The sequence below is a fragment of the Pseudomonas sp. GW456-L13 genome, from assembly GCF_017350115.1.
Lineage (GTDB): Bacteria > Pseudomonadota > Gammaproteobacteria > Pseudomonadales > Pseudomonadaceae > Aquipseudomonas > Aquipseudomonas jessenii.
Genome location: NZ_JACNAS010000001.1, coordinates 3,123,347 through 3,145,889, shown reverse-complemented (window position 1 = coordinate 3,145,889; position 22,543 = coordinate 3,123,347). Strand labels below are relative to the sequence as shown.

Here is a 22,543-nt window from a genome sequence, read left to right as displayed (position 1 = left end):
TCTGGGAAATTCCTACAATGCGTTCGCCTTTGTTCATGGCAATACCTTTCGTCCTCGCCGCGTCTTTTGTGCAGGCGCAGTCCTTACCAGAAGCCATGCAACAAGCGCTGGATGTCCATCCGGAAGTTCAGGCGGGTGTCAACAGTCGGTTGGCTGCGGATTATCAGTTGAAGGCTGCAAAAGGTGGATATTTGCCACGGGTCGACCTGCTGGGCGGTTATGGTCGTGAAGGCACCGATAGCGTGACGACGCGAACGGACGGCAGCAACAATCACTGGCAAACCCTGAATCGCAGTGAGTCAAATTTACGTCTGACCCAAATGGTTTTTGACGGTTTTGCGACGTCCAGCGAAGTAGGGCGTCAACAAGCCACTGTCAACTCCCGCGCTTACTCGCTGCTGAGTACTTCCGAGCGTACCGGGCTGACCGTGGCTCAGGTCTATCTCGACGTGCTGACTCGTCGCGAATTCGTACGTCTGGCCGAGGACAACCTCAAGAGCCACCAGCGCATTTACGACCAGATCCAACTGCGCACCCAGCGTGGCGTCGGCAGTGGCGCCGACCTTGATCAGGCGGAGGCGCGGATGGCCCAGGCGCGCAACAACCTGATCACCGAGCAGACCAACCTGGCTGACGCCGAAACCAACTACCTCTCCGCTGTTGGCCAGATGCCCGATCAACTGGAACGCCCGGCGAGTTTCATGGCGCTGATGCCGGCCAACCTGAATGAAGCCCGTGCGCAGATGCTGGAAAACAGCCCGATCCTGCGTTCGGCCGAATCCGATATCGCCGCTGCCGAGAAGCAGTACGACACGGCCAAGTCGACGTTCTACCCGCGCTTCGATGCTGAGTTGGGTCGCTCCGCGGACAACGACATTGATGGTCAGAACGGCCACAACAACGAATGGCAGGCCATGCTGCGCATGCGCTTCAATCTGTATGCCGGCGGCAGCAACAAGGCCGATCTGGAATCCAAGTCCTACCTGTCGAACCAGGCGCTGGACATCCGCAACAACGCCCTGCGCCAATTGAATGAAGAGCTGGGCCTGGCCTGGAACGCCCTGAACAACGCCAACGCGCAAGTGCCGATCGCTCAGCAATACGTCGACCACAGCACCGCCGTGCGTACCGCTTACCAGCGTCAGTTCAGTCTCGGCGAGCGCACCCTGCTCGATTTGCTCGACAGTGAGAACGAACTGTTTTCCTCCTCCCGCCGTCTGGCGGAGATCAAGAACATTCAGTTATTTACTCAGTACCGAATCAAGGCGACCATGGGCGAATTGCTCAAGAGCCAGGGAGTGGTCGCACCATTGGCATCCGTTGTGCAGAACGACATGAAGCCCAAGGTCCAATTGCCCGGTATGAATTAAGCAGGACCTTCATTGTTCAATTGTTAGCCAAGAGTGCCGAGCGTGGAATCAGAAGTCAGTCGGGTTCAACTCATCCATGATCCGCGCGCGTTGCATGACGATCCGTTGCTGGATGGTCTGCTCGCTCTTTGCATGCTGCACCAGAAACCTGCCAGCGCGGCAATGCTGACCACCGGCCTGCCGCTGCCCGAGCAACGCTTGAGTGTCGAGTTACTGCCTCGTGCGGCCGCTCGCGCGGGGCTGCAAGGTCGGGTGCTGCAACGCAAGCTGGAAGATATTCCGGCGATCGCGATGCCAGCATTGTTGTTGCTCAGGGACGGTCGAAGTGCCGTCCTGCTCGGCTGGCAAGGCGAAGATCAGGTACGGGTGCTGCTCAGCGAAAGCGACGGCGGTGAGTCCCTGGTCAGCCGTGACCTGCTGGCCGATGACTACACCGGCAAAGTCTTTTTCGCCCAGCCGCAGCACAAGTTCGACGTCAATCACGGCACGCTGATTCCGCGTGCGCGCTCGTGGTTCCGCGACACTCTCAAGCGTTCGCGCTGGTTGTACGCCGATGCCATCGCCGCCAGTTTTCTGATCAACATCATTGCCATGGCCGCGCCGTTGTTCGTGATGAACGTCTACGACCGTGTCGTGCCAAACCAGGCCGAAGCGACGCTCTGGGTGCTGGCACTCGGCATCACGGGCGCCTACCTGTTCGACCTGATCCTGAAAAGCCTGCGTAGCCTGTGCCTGGATCTGGCCGGCAAGAAAACCGACCTGATTATCTCGGCCACGCTGTTCGAGCGCATCGTTGGCATGGCCATGAAATACCGGCCGGCGCGGGTCGGCAGCTTTGCCCAGAACATCCATGAGTTCCAGAGCCTGCGGGACTTCCTCGCCTCGCTGACACTGACCAGCCTGATTGACCTGCCGTTCACGATTCTGATCTTTATCGTCATCGCGATCCTTGGCGGGCATCTGGTTTGGATACCGGTGCTGGCATTCCCGATCGCCCTGGCCATTGGCTATGCCTTGCAGAAACCCCTGGTGGCGACCATGGAACGGACCATGGCGCTGGGGGCCGAGCGTCAGTCGAGCCTGATCGAGACCCTGGCCGGCCTGGATGCGGTGAAGGTCAACAACGCCGAAAGCGAACGCCAGTATCAGTGGGAGCAGACCATCGGCACCCTCAGTCGCCTTGAGTTGCGGGTGAAAATGCTTTCCGGCCTGGCGATGAATATCACCTTGCTGATCCAGCAACTGGCCGGCGTGATCATGATCGTCTTCGGCGTGTACCAGATCATCGACGGTCACCTGAGTATGGGCGGCCTGATTGCCTGCTACATGCTCAGTGGTCGTGCGCTCAGCCCGCTGGCGTCACTGTCCGGGTTGCTGACTCGTTATCAGCAGGCGCGGGTGACCATGACCTCGGTCGACCAGATGATGGAGCTGCCCCAGGAGCGCAATTTCGAAGAGCGTCCGCTCAGCCGCAAGGTGCTGCAGGGCGGCATTGAGTGCCGCCAGCTCAACTTCACCTACCCGCAACAGCAGAACCTGGCGCTGAAGAACATCAACCTGTCGATCAGTCCCGGCGAGAAGGTCGGCATCATTGGCCGAAGCGGCTCGGGCAAGAGCTCGCTGGCGAAGTTGCTGGTGGGGCTGTACCAGCCGGATGACGGCGCGTTGTTGGTCGATGGTGTGGATATCCGCCAGATCGACGTCAGCGAGCTGCGCTACAACATCGGCTACGTGCCCCAGGACATTCAGTTGCTCGCCGGCACCTTGCGCGACAACCTGGTTTCCGGTGCGCGGTATGTCGAGGACGAACTGGTGCTGCAAGCCGCAGAACTGGCCGGCGTCCACGAGTATGCGCGCCTGCATCCGCAGGGTTATGAGCTGCAAGTCGGCGAGCGCGGGCAGAACCTCTCCGGCGGTCAACGGCAAAACGTCGCCCTGGCCCGTGCATTACTGCTCAACCCGCCGATCCTGCTGCTCGACGAGCCGACCAGCGCCATGGACAACACTGGCGAAGAGCGCCTCAAGCAGCGCCTGGCAGCGGTGATCGAAAACAAGACCATGGTGCTGGTAACGCACCGGGCATCGCTGTTGTCGCTGGTGGATCGCTTGATCGTGGTCGACCGCGGGCAGATACTCGCCGACGGCCCGAAAGCCGCAGTGATGGAAGCGTTGAAGAAGGGGCAGATCAGTGTTGCTTAAGTCGGGTAAGGGTTCGATCCTTCGCTACTTCAAAGGCTCTGCTTCACTTCAGGGGCAGCCGCTGCCGGAGGTCAACAAGGCGCTGATCGAGGATGCGCCCCGCGTGGTGCGGCTGACGATCTGGGCGATCATCGCGTTCTTTGTGTTCCTGATGCTCTGGGCCAACTTCGCGGTGATCGACGAGGTGACCAAGGGCGACGGCAAGGCGATTCCATCGTCGAAGATCCAGAAGATCCAGAACCTTGAAGGCGGTATCGTTGCCGAGCTGTTCGTCAAGGAAGGTCAGATTGTCGAAGCCGGCGCACCGCTGATTCGCCTGGACGACACGCGATTTGCTTCGAACGTCGGTGAAACCGAGGCCGATCGGTTGTCGATGCTGCTGCGGGTCGAGCGCCTGAGCGCCGAGGTCGAAGAGCGTCCGCTGAACTTCCCCGAGGATGTGCTCAAGGCCGTGCCGGGTCAGGCCAAGAGTGAAGAGTCGCTCTATATCAGTCGTCGCCAACAGTTGCACGATGAGATTGGTGGCTTGCAGGAGCAGCTGATCCAGCGCCAGCAAGAGCTGCGCGAATTCACCTCCAAACAGGCGCAGTATCGCCAGCAATTGGGCTTCCAGCGTCAGGAAATCAGCATGTCCGAGCCGTTGGTGGCCCAAGGCGCGGTATCACCGGTGGAAGTCCTGCGCCTCAGGCGTGCCGAAGCGGAGACCCGTGGTCAGCTCGACGCCACCACGCTGGCAATTCCACGAGCCGAATCGGCAATCAAGGAAGTGCAGCGCAAGGTCGATGAAACCCGTGGCAAGTTCCGTAGCGAAGCCCTGACCCAACTCAATGAAGCACGCACCGACCTGAACAAGGCCCAGGCCACCGGCAAGGCCCTGGAAGACCGGGTCAGCCGGACGCTGGTCACTTCGCCAGTGCGTGGCATCGTCAACAAGTTGCTGGTCAATACCATCGGCGGGGTTATCCAGCCGGGCAGCGACCTGGTGGAAATCGTACCGCTGGACGACACCTTGCTGGTCGAGGCGAAGATCCGCCCGCAGGACATCGCGTTCCTGCACCCGGGCCAGGAAGCGACGGTGAAATTTACCGCCTATGACTACACCATCTACGGCGGGATGAAGGCCAAGCTGGAGCAGATCGGTGCCGACACCATCACCGATGAAGACAAGAAGACCACCTACTACATCATCAAGCTGCGCACCGACCGCAGCCACTTGGGCACCGACGAAAAACCATTGCTGATCATTCCGGGGATGGTGGCTTCCGTGGACATCATCACCGGCAAGAAGACCGTGCTGAGCTACCTGCTCAAGCCGATCATCCGCGCTCGTGCCGAGGCGCTGCACGAGCGGTAATCCACCTTTGGGGCCACTGGCCCCATCGCGAGCAAGCTCGCTCCCACAATGGATCTGAATTGAAACGCAATTTTTTGTGTTTCCACTGACCCCTGTGGGAGCGAGCTTGCTCGCGATAGCGTCCGCCAAAACACCACAATCCTGTCAGAAAGTGACAAATAACGTCACACCACGATTCCTCCACTCCCTTAGCAATCGCCATATCGTTATTCGTTAACGGTATTTAAATTTCAATTCTTATATCTATAAAGTCAGTCTCCTGCGTACCTGTCGACCAATCGGCGCGCCGCACGACACGAACCAACACGGGACCTCCGTGAGTTTCTGATCGACGCGCGCGCCTTTGAGCGTGCCGTGCGTGGGAGTGATTTATGTCTGCAGCTTCAGCTTCGCCAAGCATCGCGCCACAATTCTTTGAAGTCCGCCCGTTCAGCGGAGCGGTGGGCGTCGAGATCATCGGTCTCGACCTGTCCCGCCCGATCAATGATCAGGACTTCGCCCGTATTCACCGCGCGCACCTGGATCATCACGTGGTGGTGTTCCGCGACCAGCGCATAACCCCTGAGCAACAGATCGATTTCAGCCGTCGTTTTGGGGTGTTGCAGATCCATGTGCTCAAGCAGTTCCTGCTGGCAGGGCATCCGGAAATCCTGATCGTCTCCAACATCGTCGAAAACGGCCAGAACATCGGCCTGGGTGACGCCGGCAAGTTCTGGCATTCCGATCTCTCCTACAAAGAACTGCCGAGCCTGGGCTCGATGCTGCATGCCCAGGAGTTGCCGTCAGAAGGCGGTGACACATTGTTCGCCGACATGCACAAAGCCTGGGACAACCTGCCACTCGCGTTGCGCAATGCCGTTGAAGGTCGCTCGGCCGCGCACTCCTACACCGCGCGTTACAGCGAGACCAAATTCGAAGGCAACTGGCGCCCTACCCTGACCCCGGAGCAACTCGCCCAGGTCGCCGAAGTCGTCCACCCGGTCGTGCGTACCCACCCGGAAAACGGTCGCAAGGCGTTGTTCGTCAGCGAGGGGTTCACCACTCGCATCGTTGGCCTGCCTGAAGACGAGAGCCAGCAACTGCTGACCGAACTCTACGCCCACAGCGTGCTGCCACAAAACATCTATCGCCATCAATGGCAGCCCCATGACCCGGTGTTCTGGGACAACCGTTCGCTGATCCACCTCGCCGCCGGATGCCCCAGCCATCTGCGCCGCAAGCTATATCGCACCACCATCCAGGGCGACGCGCCTTTCTGATTTGTCGGAGATCTGATCATGTCCAAACGTCTTCCATTCGCACCTCTGGCCGCGGCCATCGGTCTGGGTTTCAGCCTGATCGCCGGCAGCCTGGTGGCACCGACCGTGGCCCACGCCGAAGGTGAAATCCGCATTGCCGAACAGTTCGGCATCGTTTACTTGCTGCTGAACGTGGTGCGCGATCAGAACCTGATCGAGAAGTACGGCAAGCAGGAAGGCATCGACATCAAGGTCGACTGGACCCAGCTCTCCGGCGGTGCAGCGGTCAACGACGCGTTGCTGTCGGGCTCTATCGACATTGCCGGCGCTGGTGTTGGCCCGCTGCTGACCATCTGGGATCGCACCCACGGCAAGCAGAACGTCAAGGCCGTGGCTTCCCTGGGCAACTTCCCGTACTACCTGGTGAGCAATAATCCCAAGGTCAAAACCATTGCCGACTTCACCGAGAAAGACCGAATCGCAGTGCCGGCGGTGGGCGTGTCGGTGCAGTCGCGCTTCCTGCAATACGCGGCGGCCAAACAGTGGGGTGACAAGGACTTCAATCGCCTCGACAAGTACACCATCGCTGTTCCACATCCTGATGCCACGGCTGCGCTGATCGCTGGCGGAACCGAGTTGACCGGGCACTTTTCCAACCCGCCATTCCAGGATCAGGCGCTGGAAAATCCCAACGTGCACGTGGTACTGAACACCTATGACCTGCTCGGTCCGAACTCGCCGACGGTGCTGTTCGCCACCGAGAAATTCCGCAATGAGAACCCGAAAACCTACAAGGCATTCATCGACGCGCTGACCGAAGCGGCCACGTTTGCCCAGAACGACAAAGGCGCAGCGGCGGACACTTACATCCGCGTTACCAAGGTCAAAATCGATCGTGCGGCGTTGCTGAAAATCATCGACAACCCGCAGTTCGAGTTCAGCGTCACGCCGAAAAATACCTACCCGTTGGCCGAGTTCCTGTACCGCGTTGGCGCGATCAAAAACAAACCGGATTCGTGGAAGGACTACTTCTTCCAGGACACCAAACCACTGCAAGGGAGCTGACCGAAATGAACGCTCCTTTGCAAGGCCACACGGTCAGCAAACCGATCGCGGCAGCCCAGGCGCTGCTGTCGGTCGATAACGTCAGCCTCGAATACCGCACTCCGCAGCGCGTGGTGCGGGCGACCCATCAAGTCAGTTTCGAGATCGATCCGGCAGACCGCTTTGTCCTGCTCGGTCCGTCCGGATGCGGCAAGTCGACCTTGCTCAAAGCCGCCGCCGGCTTCATCCAGCCAGTGGAAGGCGAGATCCGTCTGCAAGGTCAGCGCGTCGATGCGCCGGGACCGGACCGGATCGTGGTGTTTCAGGAGTTCGATCAACTGCCGCCGTGGAAAACCGTCAAACAGAACGTGATGTTTCCGCTTCTGGCTTCGAAAACCCTCAAGCGCAGGGAGGCCGAAGAGCGAGCGCTGCACTATCTGGAAAAGGTCGGCCTGGCGGCGTTTGCCGATGCTTATCCGCACACCTTGTCAGGCGGGATGAAGGCACGGGTCGCCATCGCCCGGGCGCTGGCGATGCAGCCGAAAATCCTGTTGATGGACGAACCCTTTGCCGCGCTCGATGCCCTGACCCGACGCAAGATGCAGGAAGAATTGCTGCTGCTCTGGGAGGAGGTGCGTTTCACGCTGCTGTTCGTCACGCACTCTATCGAAGAGGCACTGGTGGTGGGCAATCGCATTCTGTTGCTGTCACCCCATCCCGGACGGGTGAGGGCGGAAGTCCACAGCCACCAGTACGATTTGCACAGCCTCGGCGGTGTGGCGTTTCAGGAATCGGCGCGACGTATTCATCGACTGTTGTTCGACGAAGGTCAATCACCGCAAGCCGAGCATGAACTGGATTTCGCTGATATCCGCATCGCTTATTGAGCCAGTTGAAAGGAGGGCCCGATGAGCCATTTATCATCCCCGCGTGAAGAATTCGAAACCGTATTGCCGCCACTGACCAGCGTGCCGCTGGAGCGCGAACTGCCCCTCGGCCAACGCCTGTGGCAACAGGGCTGGCTGCGCAAAAGCCTGATCCTGATTTTGCTTGCCGTGCTATGGGAAGCGGTTGCCAGGTATCAAAACAACGACCTGCTGCTGCCGAGTTTTGTGCAAACCGCTCACGCGCTTTACGACGGCCTGCTCAGCGGCGAGTTGCTGGGCAAGGTGTGGATTTCTTTGGTGGTGCTGCTCAAGGGCTACCTGATCGGCATCGTTCTGGCGTTTGCCCTGACCACGCTGGCGGTGTCGACCCAGTTCGGTCGTGACCTGCTGAGCACTCTGACTTCAATGTTCAACCCGTTGCCGGCCATCGCGCTGTTGCCGCTGGCGCTGTTGTGGTTTGGCTTAGGGCAAAACAGCCTGATTTTCGTGCTGGTGCATTCGGTGCTCTGGGCTCTGGCGCTGAACACCTACGCCGGCTTCCTCGGCGTCTCGGAAACCCTGCGCATGGCCGGGCGCAACTACGGCCTCAAGGGCATGCGCTTCGTGCTGTTCATCCTGATTCCGGCGGCACTGCCGTCAATCCTCGCCGGGCTGAAAATCGGCTGGGCGTTTGCCTGGCGGACCTTGATTGCCGCCGAGTTGGTGTTTGGTGCGACCAGCGGCAAAGGTGGGTTGGGGTGGTACATCTTTCAGAATCGCAATGAGCTGTACACGGACAAGGTATTTGCCGGGTTGGCGGTGGTGATTCTGATTGGATTGCTGGTGGAGAATCTGGTGTTCGATTCGCTGGAGCGGGTGACGGTCAGGCGGTGGGGGATGGTGCGGTGAGTGTGACACCGTCCATTGTTGGTCTTCATCTCCTCTGCCGTATTGTCTGTGCAGTGGATATCCCGTCTAGCCGATTCAAGCGCTCTCTACGAAGTCGAACTTGACGCAGGGGCGATGGTGTTCCATGGACTCCTATCGGTTCTAGAAACGTTGAAAGCGCCCGGCGATTATCTGCGTCAAGCAATGGTCTCGAGAACAAATCAGGATCTTGTCGTGAATAAGCTGGTGGTATTTCGCCTGCTGATACATCAATTAGAGTTGAGCGATTGAGGGGGTAGACGGGGGGCATTGACGGCTTGGCTCTGGAGGCGCCAGTCAGTGGGTTAATATCGAAGTACGCAGGAGGGCTGCCTGGCGGTCTGCTGAAAGGCGCCTCGTACCACCCAAGATGCCTGAAGTTTGCCCGCATTGACCGATAGCCAAGATAAGTCGAGGCTGCGCCCGATACCAAACTTGTAGCGGAAAGCAATTGAGATGCCTGAGGAGCAATATCAAACATGTTTGAAAGTCCTGCAGCCATCCCTGTCAGCCCGGATATCGTGCCTAAACCATTTGCGAGGGTAGCTTGTCCGCGACTTATTACTAAAGAGCCAATATTCAATCCCGTTCCTACTGAAGAAGTCAGGTAACCGATGATCCCAAGCTCTCTAGTGGCGGAAAGTATAGATACCACTCCCCAATGCCCCGTAGGATCCGCCCGATTGATCGGGTCCCCCGCGCAATACATATAAGCATTCAACCCACCCTGCCCAAACGGACTCCAGCTGTCCGGACTGTGAAAACGCATCAACCGAGGGTTGTAGGCGCGGTAACCATTACCCAGCAAATACCAACCGATATTCGCTTCACGTAACTGGCCATTGAACCCCAGCCGTGTCTCGACTCTCTGCTGCGCGGACTGCTCGCCGTACGCTGAGTAGTCGATGGTTTTGGTCAGGCCATCGACGATTTCGCCAATGATGGATTGGCTGCGGTCGGTTGCCAGCAGTACTACGCGTGGCCGGCTGCGGTTGTCTCGATCAACAGGTTGGCTCATGCCGGGATCTTCGCGGAAACGGGGCAGGCTTTGAGTTTTACTCGCTTGAGCCAGGTTTGCGAACTATCAGAACTGATAGTGGTGTGAGTTGTATCTATGGGTTAGCGCGAATGGATGTGGTGACGGTTCCACCGCTTTCGCGAGCAGGCTCGCGAAGAGGTCGGTGCTGCCAACACATGATTCGGCAGTTTGTTTGCTAGCATTGCGTCTGAATCATTTCAGATCAAACACGAGTGCTCACGATGCAGCTCCCAGACATGAACCTGTTGGTCGCCCTCGACGCCCTGCTCGACGAGGGCAGTGTGGTGGGCGCCGCGCGGCGGATGAACCTCAGCCCGGCGGCCATGAGCCGGACGTTGACGCGCATTCGCGAGGCCATTGGCGATCCGATCCTGGTGCGCGCCGGCCGTGGCCTGGTACCGACCCCCAAGGCACTGGAATTGCGCGAACAGGTTCGCAGCGTGGTGGAGCAGGCCGGTTTGCTGTTTCGTTCGGCCGATATGGTGGAGCTGAGTTCGCTGCGGCGGCGTTTCAGTATTCGGGCCAACGACTTCTTTGTCGGCGTCTACGGCGGCAAGCTGTTCGACACCCTTGACCGGCAGGCGCCGCACTGCGAATTGCGTTTCGTCCCGGAAGGCGATGGCGATGATGAGGCATTGCGCGAAGGGCGGATCGATCTGAGCGTCAGCAACACCCGGCCGTTGACCCCGGAAGTGAAGATTCAGAACCTGTTTTCCACCCACTTTGTCGGCCTGGTGCGCGAGGATCATCCGCTGTTCGACGAAGAGATCACGGCGGAGCGTTACGCGGGGTTCTCGCATATCAGCATGTCCCGGCGCGGCATTGCCCGAGGTCCGATCGATACCGCGCTCAATGCCCTGGGGCTGGAGCGGCGGGTGGCGGTGATTGCGCCAAGCTTTCATGCGGCGATGTTTGCCTTGCCCGATTCGGACCTGATTCTACCGGTGCCCAAGGAAGCCTTGCTGAGTGTGCGGCGGCTCGGACTGAAGCTGCGCTCGTTCGACCTGCCGATTCCGTTGCCGACCTTGATGCTGACACAGGCCTGGCATCCGCGATTCGACAAGGATCCGGCCCACCGCTGGCTGCGTGAAACGCTGAAAACCTGCTGCGATGAAACGTGGTTGGCCGCGCAACCTGAAAGTCACCGCTGAACCCCTGTGGGAGCGAGCTTGCTCGCGATGAGGCCGGCAGCCTCGACATCTTTATTGGCTGACCTGCCGCTATCGCGAGCAAGCTCGCTCCCACAGAGTTTTGTACTATTGCGTTTGGCGCACTTATAACCTTCCAATAAGTTGATTTTCGTCAGGCATTACGCTTCTTAGAATGCTTCGGTCTTTCCACGCCGGAGCTTGCAGTACATGACTTCCCTTACGGTCACGGCACCTGTTGCTGCGGCCAGCACGGCAGCCGCTCCACCTGTCTTCGGTCCGCGGATCATTATCGGCCTGGTTGGCGTATTAGTGGCGGTGCTGATATCGGGCCTGAACGAGATGGTGACCAAAGTCGCCCTGGCCGATATCCGTGGTGCGTTGGCCATCGGCTACGACGAAGGCACCTGGCTGGTCGCCTGTTATACCGCGACTTCGGTGGCGGCCATGGCGTTCGCGCCGTGGTGTGCGGTGACGTTCTCGTTGCGGCGTTTCACCCTGTGCGCCATCAGCCTGTTCACCCTGCTGGGCGTGTTGTGCCCCTTCGCCCCGAATTACGAAAGTCTGTTGTTGCTACGCACCTTGCAAGGCCTGGCGGGCGGTGCATTGCCACCCATGCTGATGACCGTGGCCCTGCGCTTTCTGCCGGCCAATGTGAAGTTGTATGGCCTGGCCGGTTATGCCCTGACGGCGACGTTCGGCCCGGGTCTGGGCACGCCGCTGGCGGGGTTGTGGACCGAGTATGTCGGCTGGCAATGGACCTTCTGGCAAATCATCGCGCCTTGCCTGATTGCCATGGCCGCAGTGGCGTATGGCTTACCCCAGGACCCCCTGCGCCTGGAGCGCTTCAAGTCCTTCAACTGGCGCGGTGTACTGCTGGGCTTTCCCGCCATCTGCATGCTGGTGATCGGCATCCTGCAGGGCAATCGCCTGGACTGGTTCGAGTCGAACCTGATCTGTGGATTGCTCGGCGGCGGGCTGTTGTTGCTGGTGCTGTTTTTGGCCGGCGAGTGGTCGCAGCCGATTCCGTTTTTCAAGATGCAGATGCTCGGCATCCGTAACCTGTCTTTCGCCCTGCTGACCCTGGCGGGCGTGCTGGTGGTGTTGCAGGCGGTGATCATTATTCCGTCCAGCTACCTGGCGCAGGTCCAGGGTTATCGCCCGGTGCAGACCGCGCCGATCATGCTGCTGGCGGCGCTGCCGCAATTGATTGCGCTGCCGTTGGTGGCGGCGCTGTGCAACTTTCGCTGGGTCGATTGCCGCTGGGTGTTGGGCATTGGCCTGAGCATGCTGGCGCTGTCGTGCGTCGGCGGCTCGCAATTGACGTCCGCGTGGATTCGCGACGATTTCTATGTGCTGCAATGGCTGCAGATTTTCGGTCAGCCCATGGCGGTGTTGCCATTGCTGATGCTGTCCACCGGCAGCATCAACCCGATGGAAGGGCCGTTCGCATCGGCCTGGTTCAACACCGTCAAAGGCCTGTCGGCGGTCATCGCCACCGGGGTGATCGAGGCGTTGACCACGGCACGCCTGCATTTCCACTCGACCATGCTGGTCGACCGTCTCGGCAACTCACCGCTGGCCGAGCGCGACAGCACAAGCCTCGCTCATCGGCTGCATGAGCAAGCGGTGGTGCTCACTTCCTCTGATCTTTACCTGTGCATGGCGGGTATCGCGGTGATCTTGATCCTGCTGATTTTCTGGCTGCCGACGCGGATTTATCCACCGCGCGCACCGACCTGATTGCTCCACTGATACAGAAGGTTTTTATGAACACTCAAGCAAAGCAGAAAGTCGCGGTTGCCATGGCCGCCGCATTGGCCGTCGGCGTGTTGCTGTACCTGGCGATGCCCGGCCTGTTCGGCAAGCGTACGCAGCAGAACACCAATGATGCTTATGTCTCGGCGGATTTCACCTTGGTCGTGCCGCGGGTTGCCGGGTTTATCAAGCAAGTGCTGGTCGAGGACAACCAGCAGGTCAAGGCCGGGCAGTTGCTGGCACTGATCGATGACCGGGATCTACGCGCCGCCGCCGAGGCCGCCGATGCCGAAACGCTGGTGGCCAGGGCGCAACTGCAAAACGCCCGGGCGACCCTCGAGCGTCAGGCGTCGGTGATTGCCCAGGCGCAATCCTCGGTGGTTTCGGCCAAGGCGGAAATGGCGTTTGCCGAGCATGAACTGAACCGCTACAACCACCTCGCCGGTGTGGGCGCTGGCACGGTGCAAAACGCGCAACAGGCGCAAACGCGCATCGACCAGGCCTCCGCGCGGCTGGCCAATGCCACGGCGGTACTGGCGGCGGAGCGCAAGCAAGTGGAGATCCTCACGGCCCAGCGCGATGCAGCCGAAGGGGGGCTGAAACGGGCGCAAGCGAAGCTGGAAATGGCCAGCTACGAGTTGTCCTATACAAGGATCGTCGCGCCACAGGACGGCATGGTCGGCGAACGCGCGGTGCGGGTCGGCGCCTACGTCACACCGGGCAGCAAAATCCTCGCCGTGGTGCCGTTGGCGCAGGCTTATGTGATGGCCAATTTCCAGGAAACCCAACTGACGGATGTGCAGCCTGGGCAGGCTGTGCAAGTGCGCGTTGACAGTCTGGGCGGTGCGGCACTGAACGGTCGTGTCGAAAGCATTGCACCGGCCACCGGGGTGACGTTTGCCGCGGTCAAACCGGACAACGCCACCGGCAACTTCACCAAGGTGGTACAGCGGATACCGGTGAAAATCGTGCTGGAGCCGGGACAGTCGCTGGCCGAGCGCTTGCGGGTGGGGATGTCGGTGGAGGCGAGCATCGATACCGGCAGTGGTGTCTCGCGTGAGGTGACTCAGCGATGAAAACCTGTGTTGACGGTGCGGACGCCATCGCGAGCAAGCTCGCTCCCACAAGGGTTATGCGCGAAGTACAAGATTTTCGCATCACAGAAAGTCCATTGTGGGAGCGGGCTTGCTCGCGAAGAGGTTATCAGCCTCGCCTGACTTTTTCTGCCTTGCTTATGCTGAGCCTATCTGCCTGCACCGTCGGCCCGGACTTTCACAAACCTCAGCCCACACAAATCACCGAGTGGTCGAAACCATCAAAGGTAGCCGCCAGCCAAGCCATCGCCGAAACGATGAACGAGCGCTGGTGGGAGGTGTTCAACGACCCGAAACTCTCGGCCCTCACGCAACGCGCCCTGAACGACAACCTCGACCTGAAGCAGGCCAGCAGCCGTTTGCAGCAAAGCCGTGCCGTTCGCCAGGTGATCACCGCCAACCGCTATCCGAATACCGCCGCCACGGGAAGTTACGCCCGAAAACGTAATAGTGGTGAAGGCCTGAGCGACCCGTCAGGGCACAACGGCCAATCCGCGTTCAACCTGTGGGATGCCGGCTTTTCCGCCGCCTGGGAGCTGGATTTCTGGGGGCGTGTGCGTCGGGAAACCGAAGCGGCCGACGCCAACCTGGAAGTCGCCGAGAACGACCGACGCGGTGTGCTGTTGTCGGTGCTGGCCGAAACCGCCCAGGACTACATTCAACTGCGTGGCGTGCAGAGCACCCGGCTCGTCACCGAACAGAACCTCGACGTCGCCCGCCATAGCCTGAAGCTTTCGCAATTGCGCCTGGCCGACGGCGTCGCGACGGATCTGGATGTCGCTGAAGCCGCCGCGCAGGTGGCGGCCATCGAATCACGTCTGCCCGCACTGGAGCAGCGCCAGTGGCAACTGATCAACGCCTTGAGTCTGTTGATGGGCGAAGCGCCCCAGGCATTGACGGCGGAGTTATCCACAGACGCACCGGTGCCACAAACGCCGCGCCAGGTCGCCATTGGCTTGCCCTCGCAACTGGCTGAACGCAGGCCGGACATTCGCCAGGCCGAAGCACGGCTGCATGCCGCGACCGCGAGTATTGGCGTGGCCAAGGGCGATTTCTATCCGCGAATCACCCTGTCGGGGAACATCGGTTCCCAGGCCATGCAATTGAGCGATTTCGGTTCCTGGGGTTCGCGTTCGTTCGGGATCGGCCCGCAGTTCAGCTTGCCGTTGTTCGACGGCGGACGCTTGCGTGGCGTGCTCGAGTTGCGCGAAGCACAACAACAGGAAGCCGCTATCATCTATCAGCAAACCGTGTTGCGCGCCTGGCATGAAATCGATGACCAACTGACCACCTACAACGCCAGCCAGTTGCGCCGCGACAGTCTGGCCGAAGCCGTACGTCAGAACCGCATTGCGCTGGACACCGCGCAACAGCAGTACGTTGAGGGCGTGGTGGATTTCGTCACGGTGCTCACCGTGCAAGGAGCGTTGCTGGCGACGCAGGAGCAGTGGGTCGAGAGCTCGACCGGCGTGTCGCTGGCGGCCGTCGGGTTGTACAAGGCGTTGGGTGGGGGTTGGGAGTCGGTGTATCCGTTGGCCGTGACGGCGCAGCGTTAATACGCAGGCAATGATGGCCATCTGCTTGACGCTAGTCACCGCTGCCGTAGACTCGGTTGATCCGAAAGGGAGTGCGGTCATGCGGATTTTCTGTGTGTTGGGGTTGGGATCGGTCCTCGTCGCGAGCGCTGTCCAGGCGCAAACGCCTGGGGCAGACGACCCGCTTGCGCAAATGGATGCAGGCGCCAGTACTGCGACCAGCGCCGAGGCCCGCGGTGTACTGCGGGCCCGGGATCAGGCAGTACTGGCCAGTGAGGTGCCCGGGCGGATAGTCGAATTGCCGTTCAGTGAGGGAGAATCGTTCAAGAAGGGCGATACCCTGGCGCGGTTCGATTGCTCGGCCTATCAGGCGCAGCTCAATGCCGCTCAAGCGGCCAGCCGTGGCGCGGGTGAAGAACTGGCGCACAACCGGCGACTGGCCGCGCTGAATTCGGTCGGGCGTTTCGAAGTGGCACGTGCCGAGGCCAAGGTCAGCGAAACCCAGGCGCAGTCCCAGGTGTATCAAGTGCAGGTCAAGCGTTGCAGCGTGCAGGCGCCGTTCGATGGCCAGGTCGTCGAGCGCAAGGTACAGCGCTATGAAAGCGTACCTGCCGGCGCACCCTTGCTGGACGTGGTCGATAATCGCACCCTGGAAATCCATTTGCTGGTGCCCTCGCGCTGGATGGCCCGACTCAAGCCCGGCCAGACCTTCAGTTTTGTCCCCGATGAAACCGGCAAGCCGCTGGATGCGACAGTCAAACGCCTGGGCGCACGAATCGATGAAGGCAGCCAGACCCTGCTGCTGGTGGCCAGCGTGCCCGACGCCAGCGGGTTGCTGGCGGGCATGAGCGGCACTGCGCATTTCGCGGAGTTCAAGTGAACGCGCCGGTGAGCGGCGGTGCCGAACAGGTATTCGCACGTTTTCTTGATCTTGAGCGCCAGACCCGCGCAGCCCAAACGTCCGCCCAATTGGCTTACAGCCTGGTCAATGATGGACAGGCATTGTTTGGCTTTCGCCATGCGGCACTGTTAATCGCCGGGAAGGTGCAGGCCGTGACCGGTGTCAGTACGGTGGAGCCGAACTCACCCTTTGTAGCGTTCGTCGAGCAGGCGGTGGCTCAGTTGTTCAAACGCGAACAATTGCAGCAGGCGCGGGTCGTTGCCGCCGATGTCCTCGGTGAGTCGCTGCGGGCTGAATGGCAAAGCCTGTCGGCGGCGCAGGTGTTCTGGCTGCCGCTGGTCGATCGTCAGGGCAAGGTGTTCGGTGGGTTGTGGCTGGCCCGGGACGTTGCGTGGAACCCTGCCGAACAGGTGCTGCTGGCGCAACTGGGTGATACCTACAGCCACGCCTGGCAGGCGTTGCAACCGCGCAAGCCCTGGCGTCTGCGTTGGACCCGCAAACGCCGGGGCTTGCTGGTTGCAGTGCTATTGCTCGGGCTGTTGATCCCGGTGCGCCAGTCCGTATTGGCACCGGCTGAAGTGGTGCCGCTGGGCGGTCGGGTGGTGGCGGCACCGCTGGACGGTGTCATTGCCGAGTTCCTGGTCAAGCCCAATCAGACGGTGAAGACCGGCGAATTGCTGCTGCGCTTCGAAAGCACCACGCTCAAGGCTCAGGCCGATGTCGCCGAACGCGCCCTCGGGGTTGCCGAGGCGGAACTCAAGGCCAACTCTCAGCGTTCGTTCGCCGATGCCGAGTCCAGTTCGAAACTGGATTTGCTGGCCGCCCGGGTTGAACAGAAACGCGCCGAGCGCGACTACGCCCGTGAACTGCTCAAGCGTAGCGAAGTGCGCGCCGAGCGCGATGGTATTGCGGTGTTTGCCGATGCCGAACGCTGGACCGGCAAGCCGGTGCAGACCGGCGAGCGGCTGATGGAGATCGCCGATCCGACCCAGGCGCAATTGCGTATCGAGCTGGCTGTGGGGGACGCGATATCCCTGGAGCCCGGCGCTGAAGTCGCCTTGTTTCTCGACAGTGACCCGCTGCAACGGCATCTGGCCAGACTCGAACGTTCGGCTTATGAAGCGCAACCTACGGCGGGCGGGCAATTGGCTTATCGGCTGGATGCGAATTTCGATGCGCCACCTCCGCGCATCGGATTGCGCGGCACGGCGAAAATCTTCGGTGACCGGGCGCCGCTGGGGTTGTACCTGCTGCGTCGACCGTTGGCCGGTTTGCGTCAGAGCGTGGGCTTGTAAATGAGCCTGCCCGGCCTGCGTGCCGACCTGCAACTGTCCCCGGCAGCGCCGGCGCTGGACGGTGCGCCCAGCTGGACGCTGGCCGACCCGGTGCGAGGGCATTACTTCAAGCTCGGTACGACGGCGATGCGTTTGTTACGTCACTGGTCGCTGGGTGAACCCGAGCAGGTCCTGCAAGCGGCCAATCGTGAGCCGGGACTGGCGCTGGACGGTACGGATCTGGAGCAATTGCTGGTTTTTTTGCGCAGCCACGACCTGATTACCGCCCTCGACCCCCAGCAGCGTGCCAGCTACAGCGTTAAAGCGGATGCCCAGCGCCGGAGCCTGTGGCAAGTGTTGCTGCATCAGTACCTGTTTTTTCGAATTCCGTTGTGGCGCCCTGAGCGTTTTCTCAACCGTGTCTGGCCTTGGCTGGAGCGCTTCGGTCCGCGAGCGCTGCGCTACGGATTACCCGCCGTGCTGGGGGTGGGGGTGTTTCTGGTGTCGCGGGACTGGCAGCGATTTATCGCGACGTTTCCGCATCTGTTCAGCCTTGGCGGCGCAATGGCGTTTGGCGTGGCCCTGTTCTTCGCCAAGCTCTGCCACGAATTCGGTCACGCGTTCATGGCCAAGCGCGCCGGGTGCCGGGTACAGAGCATGGGCGTGGCGTTCATGGTGCTGCTGCCGATGTTTTATACCGATGTCAGCGATGCCTGGCGGGTCAATGATCGCAAGGCCCGGTTGCTGATTGGCGCTGGCGGCGTGCTGGCGGAGTTGCTGTTGGCGTGCATTGCCTTGCTGGCCTGGTCGTTGTTGCCCGACGGTCCCGCCCGCACCGCCGCGTTCATGCTCGCCAGTGCTACGTGGATCACCACACTGGTGGTCAATCTCAACCCATTCATGCGTTTTGACGGTTATTTTTTGCTCAGCGATTTCTGGCAGGTCGATAACCTGCAAGGTCGGGCGTTTGCCCTGTGCCGCTGGCGCCTGCGCGAGTTTTTGTTCGGCTACGGCGCAGCGGCGCCGGAGCCTTGGTCGCCGACAATGCAACGGCGTTTGCTGATCTGGGGGTATGGCTCGTGGTTATGGCGCGCGGCATTGTTTTTCGGGATCGCTCTGGCGGTCTATCACCTGTTCTTCAAGGTGTTGGGGATTTTCCTGATGCTGGTGGAGCTGGTCTGGTTCATCTTTCTGCCCATCATGAGTGAGTGGCACCAGTGGTGGGGCCGCCGCGAGCAGGCGCATGGACCGCGGGTGCTGCTCAGCAGCCTGGCATTGCTCGGGCTGTTGCTGGTGCTCATCCTGCCGTGGCGCAGTGCCGTCGAGGTGCCGGCCATGCTGGAAGCGGGCCGGGTCAACACCTTGCATGCGCCGGTGGCGGCACGGATCAAAGCCGTGAAGGTGCATGACGGGCAGTCGGTGGCGCAGGGTGATGTCCTGATCGAACTGGAGTCCCCGGATCTCGATTCGCGCCAGACCATTGCGCGCCGGGAAATCGAGATTCAGCAATTGCAAATGCGCCGTCAGGCCAGCCGCAGCGAAACGGCCTCCGATGCCTCAATCGTCGAGCAGCGCCTGGCCGAAGCGGTCGCCGAGTACCGGGGGCTGGCGGCTCAGCGCGAGCGATTGCTATTGCGCGCCCCCCATGCCGGCACCGTTCGAGATCTGCTGCCGCAATGGGCGGTGGGGCGCTGGCTGTCGACCCGGGAACCGCTGGCGCGGGTGGTCGAGGACGGCGTGCGCTTGCGTGGCTATCTGGCCGAGGCAGAACTCTGGCGCGTGGCGCCGGGCGCCACTGGACGGTTTATCGCCGATGATCCGATGCATCCGGCGATTGCGGTGCAACTGAGCGAAATCGACACCAACGGTGTGGCGTTTGTCGATCAGGAGGCACTGACCTCCGATCACCACGGACCGATTGCCGTGCGTCGCGATCAGTATCAACGAGCCGAGCCGGTACAGGCGCAGTATGGCGCGCGATTGAGTACCCTCGAACCGGCGCCGACGCCGGTGCAGCCGTTGCGCGGCGTGGTGGTGTTGCAGGGCAGCGGCGAGTCGTTATTGGGGGTCGCCTGGCGACGCATGGCGGCGCTGGGGGTCAGGGAAAGCGGTTTTTAAGGAGTGCGACGATGGCGAACAGCAGTGCTGTGGCAGCCGAAGGTTTGGTGGTGCGGCCTTCGCGAGCAAGCGATGGGCCTTTTTTGCAGCGCCTGTATCAATCGGCCCGACCGGACCTGCAATGGATCGACGACAGCGTGGAGGTGGTCGAGCAGATTGTGGCCCAGCAATTCCAGGTACAGGAGCAAGGACTGGGTGAAAACTTCCCCAATGCCATGCATTACGTGGTTGAGAAACTCGGCACTGCGATCGGCGCGTTGAGCACTGATTTCGGACCGAATGAGATTCGCGTGCTGTATCTGGCCTTCATCCCGGCGGCGCGGGGGCAGGGGTATGGGCGGGCGGTATTGCAGGGGGTGCAGAAGGCCGCCCAACAGATTCGTTGCCCGGTGGCGACGGTGGTCTGGGCCAGCAATCCCCATGCGCTTGAACATTACCTGGCGCTGGGCTTTGCAGTGCAGGAGTACAACGTCGCGGCACAAAGGCTGGTGTGGTATCCGCAAGGCTGAGGGCACTGCGAGCCAGAAAAGGGTCAGTTGAAGGCGATGTAGAAGTAGCCTCGTTGCGGATCACGTCCCATCGACGGCACCCGGGAAACGAAAATGTTTTCCACTTTGCCCAGTTCCGGCAATTGCAGCGTGCATAAACCGTCCACAAAATCGGTCGGGACCAGGCTGTTGAACTCTACACTGAATGGCATGCGCTCACTGTTGCGCATGCGGGCGCGGGGTGAGTCTTCGAGGTGTTCGAACTGCACCGGCAATTCGCTGCCGTCGGGCAGGCGAAGGACAACGGTCTGGCCCAGCAGGGTCTGGAAATGATGACTTTGAACCGCTTGCAACATGATCTGCCTCCGAAAAGTGAACAGTGCCGGGGGCGCGCGGCCCCCGGCGAACCTTCAGCCACGCGATGGAAAATACCCTTGCAGGGCGATGCTGAAGTTGATGACCAGGAACGGGTTCATCACGCTCATGGGCTGGGTCCCGCCAGTGGAGGCAATCTCTCCGGTGACGGTGGTGCTCACGCCCTGGAGCGCCACCGCCGTTGCCCCTTGTTGATCGGAGTAGATGTTCGCCGTCCCCGGTCCGCCGCTCGAAGCGCCGATGAAGGCGTTGGTTGCCGTTGGCACGTTTACGGGATTGCTCGGCGGGTTGGCCAGTTGCAGGGTGGTGGTGGCGGTCAGTCCGGACATCTGGTGGGTGTGGTTGGGCATGTTGCCGATGGTCGCGGTGACGTTTTCGGTACCGGAAATCTCGCCGATGGTGCGCGGGCTGAGATTGGTGCCGGTGCCCTGGGCCATCGGTAATCGACCTTGCAGGTTGGGTAGCATGAAGGTGGTCTGGCCGTTACCGCCGTAGTTCACGCCAATCAGCGAGAACAATGCACTCCATTGCGAAATGCTTAACGTCTGGCCATTGCAAAGGGCCCAGTTCTGGGGGGCGAAATCAAAGGCGAAAGGCTGGATAGTGCCGATAAATACTTCCATTAATCCTTATCCTTCAGGTTGGTGGTTGGCGCGCCACGCGGCTGCCAGACACCTGGGGGTGTCGACTCCTTTTCTTTACGTGGCAAGGTCACGCCACGCCACAGCGTAGACGTAGATTGTGGGTGTCGTGGCGAGGTTGTGTTTGTCCGATGGACGCGCTTCCCACGCTGTCGTCGCTAATGTCCTTCACTGTTTACGAAAAGCTCGGTATCAAGTCGATTTAGCTTCAAATTGATATCAAAAGACCACTAGTCGAAGTTTTATCGATCGACTACGCTTTGTCCTACAAAAGGACTATCAAATACGGTGAATGGACTTGCACCATTTTCATTTCATTTCCGGTTTGCCGCGCTCGGGGTCGACCCTGCTTTCTGCAATCCTGTTGCAGAATCCGCGTTTCCATGCCGGAATGACCAGCCCCGTCGGTTCCCTGTTTTCCGGTGTTCTGGAGCAGTGCAGCGCCGGCAGCGAGTTTGGTGCCGTTATCGACACCGATATGCGCCGTCGCCTGTTGCGCGGCCTGTTTGATTCCTTTTACGCCGACAAGGCCGACAAATCGGTGGTGTTCGACACCAATCGGTTGTGGAGTTCGCGCCTGCCGGCCATCAGCGATCTGTTTCCCAAGGCCAAGGTCATTGCCTGCGTGCGCAACGTCGCCTGGGTCATGGACAGCATCGAGCGTCTGTACCGCGCCAATCCCTATGAAAACACCAAACTCTTCGGCGATGCCGTCGAGCGCAACACCGTCTACAGCCGTTGCGAAACCCTGGCCCAGCGCAATCGCCTGGTGGGTTTTGCCTGGGCGGCGCTCAAGGAAGCCTATTACGGCGAGCATGCCGACTCCTTGCTGATCATCGACTATGACTTGCTGACCCAGGCTCCGGAGCGGGTGCTGCGGCTGGTCTACGACTTTATCGACGAACCCTGGTTCGAGCACGACTTCGAACACCTGGCGTACGACGCCCCGGAATTCGATCAAGCCCTCGGGGTGGCCGGCCTGCACAAGGTCAGACCCAAAATTGCCGTGCAGGCACGGCGCACCATCCTGCCGCCGGATCTGTTCAAGCAATACTCAGACTTGTCCTTTTGGCTCGATGGCTCTGCCAGCGCCGCCAATGTCATTCGTATGAAGTCCGACGCCGCGAACATTTGATCGCGGCGTTTTTCATTGATGCCTTACGTATATTCGTTC

19 protein-coding genes are annotated in these 22,543 nt (G+C 60.6%); 16 read left to right on the top strand and 3 right to left on the bottom strand.

From position 1 onward, the window contains the following. Nucleotides 1-17: 17 nt before the first annotated feature. The 7 genes from J4D25_RS14105 (at nucleotide 18) to J4D25_RS14075 (ending at nucleotide 8,980) form a co-directional block, all read left to right on the top strand. Nucleotides 18-1,370, top strand: coding sequence for a TolC family outer membrane protein (locus J4D25_RS14105; protein ID WP_057712553.1), 1,353 nt, complete (start codon nucleotides 18-20; stop codon nucleotides 1,368-1,370). 42 nt (nucleotides 1,371-1,412) lie between these two features. After that, complete coding sequence (locus tag J4D25_RS14100; RefSeq protein ID WP_057712552.1) at nucleotides 1,413-3,569, top strand: type I secretion system permease/ATPase; 2,157 nt, start codon at nucleotides 1,413-1,415, stop codon at nucleotides 3,567-3,569. Then, nucleotides 3,559-4,923, top strand: coding sequence for an HlyD family type I secretion periplasmic adaptor subunit (locus tag J4D25_RS14095; RefSeq protein ID WP_057712551.1), 1,365 nt, complete (start codon nucleotides 3,559-3,561; stop codon nucleotides 4,921-4,923). Before J4D25_RS14100 ends, J4D25_RS14095 begins: the two co-directional genes overlap by 11 nt. Nucleotides 4,924-5,294: 371 nt before the next feature. Continuing rightward, a complete protein-coding gene (locus tag J4D25_RS14090; protein ID WP_057712550.1) occupies nucleotides 5,295-6,182 on the top strand; it encodes a TauD/TfdA family dioxygenase in 888 nt (295 codons plus the stop codon). A gap of 18 nt (nucleotides 6,183-6,200) precedes the next feature. After that, nucleotides 6,201-7,226, top strand: coding sequence for an ABC transporter substrate-binding protein (locus J4D25_RS14085; protein ID WP_057712549.1), 1,026 nt, complete (start codon nucleotides 6,201-6,203; stop codon nucleotides 7,224-7,226). Nucleotides 7,227-7,231: 5 nt separating this feature from the next. Next, a complete protein-coding gene (locus J4D25_RS14080) occupies nucleotides 7,232-8,092 on the top strand; it encodes an ABC transporter ATP-binding protein (protein WP_057712548.1) in 861 nt (286 codons plus the stop codon). 21 nt (nucleotides 8,093-8,113) lie between these two features. Further along, the gene (locus J4D25_RS14075; protein ID WP_057712547.1) at nucleotides 8,114-8,980 is read left to right on the top strand and encodes an ABC transporter permease; all 867 of its coding nucleotides are present in this window, start codon (nucleotides 8,114-8,116) and stop codon (nucleotides 8,978-8,980) included. Between the two features lie 25 nt (nucleotides 8,981-9,005). Here J4D25_RS14075 and J4D25_RS14070 read toward each other — a convergent pair whose 3' ends face one another. Beyond that, nucleotides 9,006-10,016 carry an RHS repeat-associated core domain-containing protein gene (locus J4D25_RS14070; RefSeq protein WP_079246691.1) on the bottom strand — a complete coding sequence of 337 codons (1,011 nt, stop codon included), beginning with the start codon at nucleotides 10,014-10,016 and terminating at the stop codon, nucleotides 9,006-9,008. A 242-nt stretch (nucleotides 10,017-10,258) separates the two neighbouring features. Here J4D25_RS14070 and J4D25_RS14065 point away from each other — a divergent pair, with 242 nt between their 5' ends. The 8 genes from J4D25_RS14065 (at nucleotide 10,259) to J4D25_RS14030 (ending at nucleotide 20,374) form a co-directional block, all read left to right on the top strand. After that, nucleotides 10,259-11,188 (top strand): LysR family transcriptional regulator, encoded by a 930-nt coding sequence (locus tag J4D25_RS14065; protein ID WP_057712545.1) that lies wholly within the window; start codon nucleotides 10,259-10,261, stop codon nucleotides 11,186-11,188. A gap of 207 nt (nucleotides 11,189-11,395) precedes the next feature. Further along, nucleotides 11,396-12,928, top strand: coding sequence for an MFS transporter (locus tag J4D25_RS14060; protein ID WP_057712544.1), 1,533 nt, complete (start codon nucleotides 11,396-11,398; stop codon nucleotides 12,926-12,928). 26 nt (nucleotides 12,929-12,954) lie between these two features. After that, nucleotides 12,955-14,019 carry an HlyD family secretion protein gene (locus tag J4D25_RS14055; RefSeq protein ID WP_057712543.1) on the top strand — a complete coding sequence of 355 codons (1,065 nt, stop codon included), beginning with the start codon at nucleotides 12,955-12,957 and terminating at the stop codon, nucleotides 14,017-14,019. After that, entirely contained in the window at nucleotides 14,016-15,593 is a 1,578-nt protein-coding gene (locus tag J4D25_RS14050; RefSeq protein ID WP_057712542.1) for an efflux transporter outer membrane subunit, read from the top strand. The genes J4D25_RS14055 and J4D25_RS14050 overlap by 4 nt, the downstream gene beginning before the upstream one ends. Nucleotides 15,594-15,672: 79 nt before the next feature. Continuing rightward, the gene (locus J4D25_RS14045; RefSeq protein WP_057712541.1) at nucleotides 15,673-16,452 is read left to right on the top strand and encodes an efflux RND transporter periplasmic adaptor subunit; all 780 of its coding nucleotides are present in this window, start codon (nucleotides 15,673-15,675) and stop codon (nucleotides 16,450-16,452) included. Further along, on the top strand, nucleotides 16,449-17,768 hold the full coding sequence (locus J4D25_RS14040; RefSeq protein WP_057712540.1) for an efflux RND transporter periplasmic adaptor subunit: 1,320 nt from the start codon (nucleotides 16,449-16,451) through the stop codon (nucleotides 17,766-17,768). The genes J4D25_RS14045 and J4D25_RS14040 overlap by 4 nt, the downstream gene beginning before the upstream one ends. Further along, entirely contained in the window at nucleotides 17,769-19,865 is a 2,097-nt protein-coding gene (locus tag J4D25_RS14035; protein WP_057712539.1) for an efflux RND transporter periplasmic adaptor subunit, read from the top strand. A gap of 11 nt (nucleotides 19,866-19,876) precedes the next feature. Beyond that, nucleotides 19,877-20,374, top strand: a complete 498-nt coding sequence (locus tag J4D25_RS14030) for a GNAT family N-acetyltransferase (protein WP_057712538.1) — start codon at nucleotides 19,877-19,879, stop codon at nucleotides 20,372-20,374. A gap of 23 nt (nucleotides 20,375-20,397) precedes the next feature. Here the strand turns inward: J4D25_RS14030 and J4D25_RS14025 are convergent, their stop codons facing one another. Together J4D25_RS14025 and J4D25_RS14020 are read right to left on the bottom strand one after the other, a co-directional pair. After that, a complete protein-coding gene (locus J4D25_RS14025) occupies nucleotides 20,398-20,709 on the bottom strand; it encodes a hypothetical protein (protein WP_057712537.1) in 312 nt (103 codons plus the stop codon). A gap of 54 nt (nucleotides 20,710-20,763) precedes the next feature. Next, nucleotides 20,764-21,351, bottom strand: coding sequence for a phage tail protein (locus J4D25_RS14020; RefSeq protein WP_057712536.1), 588 nt, complete (start codon nucleotides 21,349-21,351; stop codon nucleotides 20,764-20,766). 316 nt (nucleotides 21,352-21,667) lie between these two features. On the opposite strand from J4D25_RS14020, the gene J4D25_RS14015 reads away from it, so the two are divergent. Beyond that, complete coding sequence (locus J4D25_RS14015) at nucleotides 21,668-22,504, top strand: sulfotransferase (protein ID WP_373423032.1); 837 nt, start codon at nucleotides 21,668-21,670, stop codon at nucleotides 22,502-22,504. Nucleotides 22,505-22,543: the final 39 nt, after the last annotated feature.

Excerpts from the sequence above, each read along its gene's own strand:
- J4D25_RS14075 (WP_057712547.1), top strand. The coding sequence starts at position 8,114 with ATGAGCCATTTATCATCCCCGCGTGAAGAATTCGAAACCGTATTGCCG.
- J4D25_RS14065 (WP_057712545.1), top strand. The coding sequence starts at position 10,259 with ATGCAGCTCCCAGACATGAACCTGTTGGTCGCCCTCGACGCCCTGCTC.
- J4D25_RS14020 (WP_057712536.1), bottom strand. The coding sequence starts at position 21,351 with ATGGAAGTATTTATCGGCACTATCCAGCCTTTCGCCTTTGATTTCGCC.
- J4D25_RS14050 (WP_057712542.1), top strand. The coding sequence starts at position 14,016 with ATGAAAACCTGTGTTGACGGTGCGGACGCCATCGCGAGCAAGCTCGCT.
- J4D25_RS14105 (WP_057712553.1), top strand. The coding sequence starts at position 18 with ATGCGTTCGCCTTTGTTCATGGCAATACCTTTCGTCCTCGCCGCGTCT.
- J4D25_RS14035 (WP_057712539.1), top strand. The coding sequence starts at position 17,769 with ATGAGCCTGCCCGGCCTGCGTGCCGACCTGCAACTGTCCCCGGCAGCG.
- J4D25_RS14090 (WP_057712550.1), top strand. The coding sequence starts at position 5,295 with ATGTCTGCAGCTTCAGCTTCGCCAAGCATCGCGCCACAATTCTTTGAA.
- J4D25_RS14060 (WP_057712544.1), top strand. The coding sequence starts at position 11,396 with ATGACTTCCCTTACGGTCACGGCACCTGTTGCTGCGGCCAGCACGGCA.
- J4D25_RS14030 (WP_057712538.1), top strand. The coding sequence starts at position 19,877 with ATGGCGAACAGCAGTGCTGTGGCAGCCGAAGGTTTGGTGGTGCGGCCT.
- J4D25_RS14070 (WP_079246691.1), bottom strand. The coding sequence starts at position 10,016 with ATGAGCCAACCTGTTGATCGAGACAACCGCAGCCGGCCACGCGTAGTA.
- J4D25_RS14025 (WP_057712537.1), bottom strand. The coding sequence starts at position 20,709 with ATGTTGCAAGCGGTTCAAAGTCATCATTTCCAGACCCTGCTGGGCCAG.
- J4D25_RS14055 (WP_057712543.1), top strand. The coding sequence starts at position 12,955 with ATGAACACTCAAGCAAAGCAGAAAGTCGCGGTTGCCATGGCCGCCGCA.
- J4D25_RS14080 (WP_057712548.1), top strand. The coding sequence starts at position 7,232 with ATGAACGCTCCTTTGCAAGGCCACACGGTCAGCAAACCGATCGCGGCA.
- J4D25_RS14045 (WP_057712541.1), top strand. The coding sequence starts at position 15,673 with ATGCGGATTTTCTGTGTGTTGGGGTTGGGATCGGTCCTCGTCGCGAGC.
- J4D25_RS14085 (WP_057712549.1), top strand. The coding sequence starts at position 6,201 with ATGTCCAAACGTCTTCCATTCGCACCTCTGGCCGCGGCCATCGGTCTG.